The sequence below is a fragment of the Acidisphaera sp. L21 genome (genome assembly GCF_009765685.1).
Classification (GTDB): Bacteria; Pseudomonadota; Alphaproteobacteria; order Acetobacterales; family Acetobacteraceae; genus LMUY01.
On the sequence record NZ_LMUY01000070.1, the window covers coordinates 121,021 to 128,312 of the forward strand.

At 65.1% G+C, this 7,292-nt stretch carries 8 protein-coding genes; 5 read left to right on the forward strand and 3 right to left on the reverse strand.

The features are described from left to right. Positions 1 to 150: 150 nt before the first annotated feature. Positions 151 to 516, forward strand: a complete 366-nt coding sequence (locus GSQ76_RS13300; protein ID WP_158744390.1) for an energy transducer TonB — start codon at positions 151 to 153, stop codon at positions 514 to 516. Here GSQ76_RS13300 and GSQ76_RS13305 read toward each other — a convergent pair. After that, the gene (locus GSQ76_RS13305) at positions 503 to 1,258 is read right to left on the reverse strand and encodes an SDR family oxidoreductase (protein WP_158744391.1); all 756 of its coding nucleotides are present in this window, start codon (positions 1,256 to 1,258) and stop codon (positions 503 to 505) included. The two genes, GSQ76_RS13300 and GSQ76_RS13305, sit on opposite strands and share 14 nt — an antisense overlap. Positions 1,259 to 1,336: 78 nt before the next feature. Between GSQ76_RS13305 and GSQ76_RS13310 the strand changes: the two genes are divergently transcribed. From GSQ76_RS13310 to GSQ76_RS13325, 4 genes are read left to right on the forward strand one after another with little or no spacing between them, the layout of a single operon-like run. Continuing rightward, complete coding sequence (locus GSQ76_RS13310; protein WP_254070389.1) at positions 1,337 to 1,528, forward strand: hypothetical protein; 192 nt, start codon at positions 1,337 to 1,339, stop codon at positions 1,526 to 1,528. A 44-nt stretch (positions 1,529 to 1,572) separates the two neighbouring features. After that, positions 1,573 to 2,466 carry a DUF429 domain-containing protein gene (locus GSQ76_RS13315; protein WP_254070390.1) on the forward strand — a complete coding sequence of 298 codons (894 nt, stop codon included), beginning with the start codon at positions 1,573 to 1,575 and terminating at the stop codon, positions 2,464 to 2,466. 24 nt (positions 2,467 to 2,490) lie between these two features. Then, positions 2,491 to 3,528, forward strand: a complete 1,038-nt coding sequence (locus tag GSQ76_RS13320) for an MBL fold metallo-hydrolase (RefSeq protein WP_158744393.1) — start codon at positions 2,491 to 2,493, stop codon at positions 3,526 to 3,528. A gap of 12 nt (positions 3,529 to 3,540) precedes the next feature. Continuing rightward, positions 3,541 to 3,846, forward strand: coding sequence for a hypothetical protein (locus tag GSQ76_RS13325; RefSeq protein ID WP_158744394.1), 306 nt, complete (start codon positions 3,541 to 3,543; stop codon positions 3,844 to 3,846). A 14-nt stretch (positions 3,847 to 3,860) separates the two neighbouring features. Here the strand turns inward: GSQ76_RS13325 and GSQ76_RS13330 are convergent, their stop codons facing one another. Beyond that, positions 3,861 to 4,580, reverse strand: coding sequence for a hypothetical protein (locus GSQ76_RS13330; protein WP_158744395.1), 720 nt, complete (start codon positions 4,578 to 4,580; stop codon positions 3,861 to 3,863). A 594-nt stretch (positions 4,581 to 5,174) separates the two neighbouring features. Then, positions 5,175 to 6,929: a hypothetical protein gene (locus GSQ76_RS13335; protein WP_158744396.1), complete on the reverse strand. Its 1,755-nt coding sequence runs from the start codon at positions 6,927 to 6,929 to the stop codon at positions 5,175 to 5,177. Positions 6,930 to 7,292 lie beyond the last annotated feature (363 nt).

Consider the following 7,292-nt stretch of genomic DNA (forward strand, 5'->3'; position numbering starts at 1 on the left):
CCGCCGCTGCCACCGTTGCCGCCAACGCCGCCGCGCCCGCGCGTTGCGTCACGTCCGACGCCGCGCAACGCATCGCCGCTGTCGTCGCCGCAGAACTGGTCGCTCAACACCGTGCCGCAATCTCGGTCCCGCGGAAACGCATCGCGCGGGATGGACTTCTCGACCTCGTCCAACTCGGGCCAGAGCAACGCGATGATCAGCTACGTCAGCGGCGCCCGGCCGACCGGCGATTGGCAATCCGCGTTCATGCGATGGAGCCAGGCTCGGATCTATTACCCCGAGGCAGCCGTTGCCCAGGGCGACGAAGGCACCGCAGCGGTCGAACTGGAAATCCTCGCCGACGGCACCGTGCGCTCGGTCCGGCTCATCAACACCTCCCGCTCGCCATTCCTGGATGGCGGCGCGATCGACATGTACCGGCGCCAGACCGTACCAGCGTTCACGCCGGACATGGCGGCTCAGGAAAAATCCACCATCATCCGGGTTAATCTTACCTACCACATCATCCGCCATTGATCGTCAGGATGGTGCCGGTCGTATAGCCGGACCGTGGGCTGGCCAGGAACGCCACGGCGTCGCCGATTTCCTCCGGCGTGGCGGCGCGGCCAAACGGCATCGGCTTGGTCAGCTCCGCCCAACGCGCCGGATCCCCCAACTCCCGCTCGGCCCGCGCGCGCATCAGCATCTCCATCCGCTCGGTCGCAACCGGACCCGGATTGATACCCACCACGCGCATCCCATCCGCCGGCGCAGCGCGACCCAGCGCCCGCGTGAACGCCATCAGCGACGCGTTGCCCGCGCTGCCCGTGATGTAATTGGGGTCGAAGCTCTCCCCGGCCGCGCCAATCACGTTCACCACGACGCCGCCACGGGATTTCAGCGTCGGATACACCGCCCGGGTCAGGTTGATGAACCCGAATACCTTCAGGTCCCACGCCGCGCGCCACTTGGCGTCATCCACCTGCAGCAACGTGCCCGGCGGGATCGCACCGGCATTGTTCACCAACACGTCGATCTCCCCGGCAGCCCCCGCCAAGCGCACCGCCTCGGCAGCCTGCGACAGATCGGCCGACACAGTTTCCACGCGCACCTGGTGCCGGCTGCGCACCATCTCGGCCGCCTGCGCCAACGTCGCCGGGTCCCGCGCGGCCAGCACGATGTCGCACCCCTCCGCCGCCAGGGACATGGCGGCGGCCCGCCCAATCCCCTTCGACCCGCCGGTGATGAGCACACGCTTGCCGCGAAGCTGCAAATCCATGGTTTGACGCCTTGAACAGGGTGATGCGTTTTGTCACAAGCGGGCATGGCCAGCGAACCCACTCCGACGACCCGCATCATGACCGACGCCCAGCGCGAATACGAGCGCAAGAGGGCACAGAAGGCCGGCCTTTCCCTGGAGAAATGGCTGGACCAGAAGCAAAGGCAAGCCCAGGCCGCCACCCCCACCGCGGCCAAGCCGGCGCGCAAGCCCGGCCTGCTGTCCCGCCTGCTCGACCGCGCGCACGAACCGCTCAAGAAGAAGCCCTGATCGCCGCCCACGCGGATTGGAGCACCGACGCCCGCAAGCGTTGGATGACCGTCGCCACCGGCGAGCCCGGCGCATGGCGGGTCGAGGCACCTTGCCCGGTGGGCGACCTGGCGACCCTGTTCGACCGGCTCTGCGCCCGCGATGACACCGTAGCCCTCGGCGTGGATTTCCCGCTCGGCCTGCCCCGCGCCTATGCCCGCCTGCACGCGACGGAGCCGCATTTCCCCGACTTCCTGCGCGCCCTGGCCCGGCGCCCCAGCTTCTTCTCCGTCTGCGACGCGCTGGACGAACTAGCGCCCGACCGCCCGTTCTATCCCAGGCGCGGCCTGGCCGGCATGACCCGCCTCTCCCACGCCACCGCGCTCGGCTTGGGCGACGCAACCGGCCTATCCCGCCTGTGCGACCGCGCGACGGCGGAGCGGCCCGCCGGCGCCCCCCTATTCTGGACCCTGGGCGCCAACCAATCCGGCAAGGCCGCTATCTCCGCTTGGCGGGACTTGCTGCTGCCCGCCCTCGTATCCGCCCGGCCGCCCGCGCTATGGCCATTCGACGGTCCATTCCTGTCGCTGCTCCGCCCCGGCCGCGTTGCCGTGGCGGAAACCTACCCGGCCGAAGCCCTCCGCCACCTCGGCCTCCGCATGTCCGGCAGCAAACGCCGCCAATCCGACCGCGCCGCCCTGGCCGCCCCGATCGCCGCCATCATGGCCGGCCTCTCCGCCACGCCCGGCGCCGCCTTCACCGCCGCCCTCACCACCGGCTTCGGCTCCGACTCGGCAGGCGAGGACCGGTTCGACAGCGTGCTCGGCCTGCTCTGCGTGCTCGGCGTGCTCGCCGCCCGCCGGCCCGACACCGCCCCGCCCGACCCATGGATCCAACGATGGGAGGGTTGGGTCCTGGGACAGACCGCCCTCGCGTCCACCCCCCGCGCTCTGGTATGATGCCCCACGAAACAGGAGGATCCGATGATTTTCCGCCAGCTTTTCGATGCGACCTCCGGCACCTACAGCTACCTGCTCGCCAGCCGCGTCGGCGGTGAGGCCCTGATCATCGACCCGGTGTTGGAGAAGGTGGATCGCTACCTCCAACTCATGCAGCAACTCGACCTGCGCCTGGTGAAGGCGGTCGACACCCACCTCCACGCCGACCACGTCACCGGCCTCGGCGAATTGCGCGACCGCACCAACTGCATCACCGTCATGGGCGAGCAATCGGGGGTGGACGTCGTCTCCATGCGCCTCTCCGACGGCGACAAGCTCACCGTCGAAGGCCTCTGCCTCAACGTCATCTACACCCCCGGCCACACCGACGATTCCTACAGCTTCCACATGAAGGACCGCGTGTTCACCGGCGACACGCTGCTCATCCGCGGCACCGGCCGCACCGACTTCCAGAACGGTGACCCCCGCGCCCAGTACGAATCGATCTTCAACCGCCTGCTCAAGCTGCCGGACGACACGCTGGTCTTCCCCGCCCACGACTATAAGGGCGACACCGTCAGCACCATCGCGGAGGAGCGAGCGTTCAACCCGCGCCTGCAGGTCCGCTCCGCCGACGAATACGCGCAGGTCATGAACAGCCTCAACCTGCCCTCCCCCAAGATGATGGACGTCGCGGTCCCGGCCAACATGCGCGTCGGGCTGAAGGCGGAGACGATCCTGGACGGCGACTGCACCATCCAGGCCCACAGCGCGCGCGATTGGCTGGGCCGGCCCGACATCGTCTTCGTTGATTTGCGCGAACGGGAGGAGCGAGGGAAGTCCGGCTACATCCCCGGCTCGCTGCACGCCCCCTACCCCACCGTCACCGACACCATCCAACCCGGCGGTACCCTGCGCGAACTCTCCCACGCCGCCGGACGCCGGGTGCTGTTCTACTGCGCATACGGCGAACGCTCCGCCATGGCGGTGAAGGCCGCCCGTGCCGCAGGTTTGACATCGGCTTGCCACATCCAGGGGGGAATGAAGGCGTGGCAGGCCGCCGATGGGCCTGTCACCCATTGATGGAGCGGTTGAATGCGTCGTTGCGTGGTTTTGGTCGCCGGGTTGCTTGCGGGATGCGCCGGGCCTGATGTCGTCGGGCAGCGCGTTGGCCAGTCACTCTACGACGCCAGCGTGAACACCGGCCGCGCGCTGTCGGTCGCCGGGGACCGGACCGGCTACGCGCTACAGAATGCCGGGACGAACCTGCGCAACGCCGTCAGCCCGCCGCCGCCGGTCGTCTACGACCGAGGCCCGCCAGCATTACCGCCGCCCTACGTGCCGGACGGCTTCGACCAACGCGCCCCGATCCAGTCGGAGCCGCTATCGCCCGCATATTAGGATAACCCGATCGCTCAACTCGGGTGCTCCTTCGCTCGCAAGGCCGGGGGGGACCGAATTGGTGAGGCTCGCGCCCCGCCATCCGTCCCCGGCGATCGCGCGGTCTTCACCGGCTGCGACGCCGCAAGCCCGTCCGCGCGCCTACCCGGCAACCCCGCTGGATCCACACCGAGGTCGCGGCAAATAGCGCGAATGATGTCCTCGACCGGCCGCTCGCCGATATCGTCCAGCGTATCCAGCGAGTCCAGGCGTTCCCGCAGCGCGCCGTTCAGCATTTCGGCTGTCTCGCCGTCCGCGTCGCGCGCGATCGCATCCGCCACGGCCCGGCCGATCTGCCGCCGGGCCATGGCGTGCCGGTCATCGATCCCACCCGGCCGCGCCCACCCCCGATCCAGCCGCTCGGCCAGCAACACCGTCCGTCGGACAGCGCGGGACACCTGGGAAAACGCCGCGGCCACGGCATGCGCCCGCCCCACGATCTCCCGCCGAGCCTCCGCAGCCGCACTGGCCGCCCGGTCCGCCTCGATCGCTTCGGCAAACGACCCGGCGATTGGCGACAAGCCCTCCGCCACCCCAGCCGCCACCGCCGCCTCGGCCAACACGGCCTCCGCGTCGGCCGCACATGCGACCATCCGTGCAACCCGCATCCCAAACGCAACCAGATCAGCCAACGCCTCACGGAACGGCGCCGGGGCGCAGATAGTCTCGTCGGAATGGGAGGGGTGCGGGCGCATGGGTCATCGAAACAACCACACGCCCACCCGGAGTTTCAAGCATTGCGCGGCGGCTCACACGATGTGTGCTCTTACTCTCCCCAAGCGTTTTGTCTCGTGCAGCGTTGACAGGCGGCTTGTGGTGGATGGCATTCAGTCAGCGCCTGGGGCCCGCTCCTGATTATAGCGGACACTTGGCTCATGACAGAGGCTGGCCGAAAGGGGAATGCCCGCTTCGAAATTACAACTCAATATTCCAGACATTCCGAGGATCTATAGCGGATGGGAACTTCCATAAACTCACGCGATCCGAACTACTTCAAATCGCACCAACTCTTGGTCGGACAGCCATCTATACTGTTCAGTGAATCTTGGTCGTCCCGCAACCGTCCGCGCAAGTTATCGGTGATTTGGGATCAACTTGTTCAAACCGCCCCGGCATGACCCTCGACGTTCGCCCGGCATTGCAACACGGATGAACTGCTGTAAAGAGAACTACAACCCGCGATGCCGGCGGCCAATTCAAAACTGATTGCCACCGTTCATCGCCGATCCGTCGACCTGCCGCCATAGGACCATCACCCGTCTTCGACGGCGAACGGATTATACCTCACTTTACTCGTGGCCTCCGAAGATCAGACTCCCGATGCACCAGACAGCGTAGCCGAAGTTGTGGATCAACTGCTCGCCCTGCCGCAGATACGACGCCGTGGTATCGATGCCGGCGAGCTTGAGGGCTTCGCCGATCTTCGAGCTTGTTGGGTGCGCGTCACCAAGGCGCATGTCGTAGGCGCCGGCGATAGCAGCGAAGACCTCGCGCGCGCGTGCCTCTCCGACCTTTTGGGCCAAGATGCTCTGCAGCAACCTATTGGAGCCCAACTTCTCCTTGTCGGGGTGGTTGGACAGCTTTCGAAGAGAGCGCACGTCGAGCCGGTCGGAGAAGATCCGAACGAGCTCCTTGGACAGCCGCAAGAGCGAAGCCTGATCTTTGCTCGAGAAGCGAGAGACGTGCTGCATCGACGCGGCATCGTCAATCTCATGTGAGAACAGCGACACGCCGAATGTCTTGCGGAACTCTGCCTCCAGCAGCCTCATGTACCGAAATAGCACCTCCTCCACGGCACTGGTCTTCGCTGGCTGCGCCTTTACCTGCGAGGCGAGGAGTTCGGCGCTGACTTTGCCCTCCGGCGCGACGTTGTTCGCGGCCCACAGGAACTGCTCCCAGGCGGGTAGCTTAGCGATGTCGTAGGCGTAGACAGTGATGAGCTCCGAGGCGTTGATACCGAAATGGGTTGAATATCCCGAGGTGGATTGGATCGCACCCGTTTCCGCCGTATACCACTTCAGGGAGAAGCCTCGATGGCTCAGCATCTCATTGACCACAGACGGGCGGAACCAGAGCCACCGTCCGATGTCTTCGTTGTCGAGCTCAGTCGAGAACTTGCGCGAACCGTCCGTTTCGACGATGAAGTGCGGCAGATTCTGATCCTGGTCCCCGCGCACACGCGTGCTCTTTCCCTGATGTTCGATCCACTCGTATCGCCAAAACTCGCCTTCGACACGCACGCCGGGGTAGCCGCTTCGATGGCCCTGGGCGCTTTCTGAGGCGGTGTTATCGTTCGTCTCAGGGCTCATGACCGGAGCGTCCTCCTCCTCGTCGACGTCAGTGCGCCACACGCGAAACGACGCCCAACTCCCGCCGAACACGGCGTTCAGCTCCTTGATGCGCAACACGTACCTTCCTCCTTCACGCTGCTCCTGGATCTCTGTCAGCCCGGCATAGGGACTGTCCTTGAGGTCGGCCACGTTCTCGACGCGCTGGCGGTAATAGGACAGACGAAGGAACAGGCCGCGCGCGGCCAGGTAGTCTATCAGGAACTCGCGCTTGATCTCGATCTGGCTATGGCTGCCATCGCGGTCGAGCGTCTCCTTGGCGACCACGACAAAGTCCTCTTCAGGCCTGACCCAGTTCTGCCCCTCCTTAATAAGGCGAAGTGCGACCACAAGGTCTGGATTGAGGATCCACTGCCGACCACCGACCACAGGTTGCGGATGCTCGAAAACAAGATTGATCCCGATGGGCTCCTTGTCGTTGTACTGATATTCGTCAATAGACGAGTAATGGCCATCCGAGTATGCATACGGTGCCACTCTGTGCCCGATGCCGATGTCGCTCCAACTCAAGCGCTCGGCAAATGCCCGATGCTGTTTGGGAAAGGCAACGGAGCCGCAAGCGAATACGTCGCCGACATACCCCACTTCCTTCACGTCGCCCTTCTCCTCATTGAGCGACGCACGAAGGGGGATCCAGGTCGCCCGAGAAAACAGACGCCGAATTTCAGACGCTTGAAGAATCCACGCTTCGTTCATGGATCAGTCCTCTAAGTAACGGAGCTATGTTGGAATTTGGGTGATGGGTAGGATTGAGAGGGCGGCGTATCGTGACGGGAACCGTATGCCTTCTCCATAACACGCTCTCCTGAGTTACTGCTGAATGCAGCCAGGCGGAGAATCCGCCTTTAGGGCAGAAATGTTACGCGATAGGGAATGATAACGGACCGTCCGTTTTGGGGAATGTCGATCGTTCTATCTTAGATCCGAGATTGGCGCTGAGCTGCCGACTATCGACGCTACCGACTGGCTGCTTCGAGGACCGCTCATCCGGAAGTGGACGACCAATTCTGGTCGAAGCCAGCCCAACTCCACCCGTCGCCCCTCTGTGTAGCGTTACCA

What these genes read in the sequence shown, in the direction of transcription:
- GSQ76_RS13335 (WP_158744396.1), bottom strand. Translation starts at nt 6,929, where the DNA reads ATGAACGAAGCGTGGATTCTTCAAGCGTCTGAAATTCGGCGTCTGTTT.
- GSQ76_RS13315 (WP_254070390.1), top strand. Translation starts at nt 1,573, where the DNA reads ATGACCGTCGCCACCGGCGAGCCCGGCGCATGGCGGGTCGAGGCACCT.
- GSQ76_RS13310 (WP_254070389.1), top strand. Translation starts at nt 1,337, where the DNA reads ATGACCGACGCCCAGCGCGAATACGAGCGCAAGAGGGCACAGAAGGCC.
- GSQ76_RS13325 (WP_158744394.1), top strand. Translation starts at nt 3,541, where the DNA reads ATGCGTCGTTGCGTGGTTTTGGTCGCCGGGTTGCTTGCGGGATGCGCC.
- GSQ76_RS13305 (WP_158744391.1), bottom strand. Translation starts at nt 1,258, where the DNA reads ATGGATTTGCAGCTTCGCGGCAAGCGTGTGCTCATCACCGGCGGGTCG.
- GSQ76_RS13320 (WP_158744393.1), top strand. Translation starts at nt 2,491, where the DNA reads ATGATTTTCCGCCAGCTTTTCGATGCGACCTCCGGCACCTACAGCTAC.
- GSQ76_RS13330 (WP_158744395.1), bottom strand. Translation starts at nt 4,580, where the DNA reads ATGCGCCCGCACCCCTCCCATTCCGACGAGACTATCTGCGCCCCGGCG.
- GSQ76_RS13300 (WP_158744390.1), top strand. Translation starts at nt 151, where the DNA reads ATGGACTTCTCGACCTCGTCCAACTCGGGCCAGAGCAACGCGATGATC.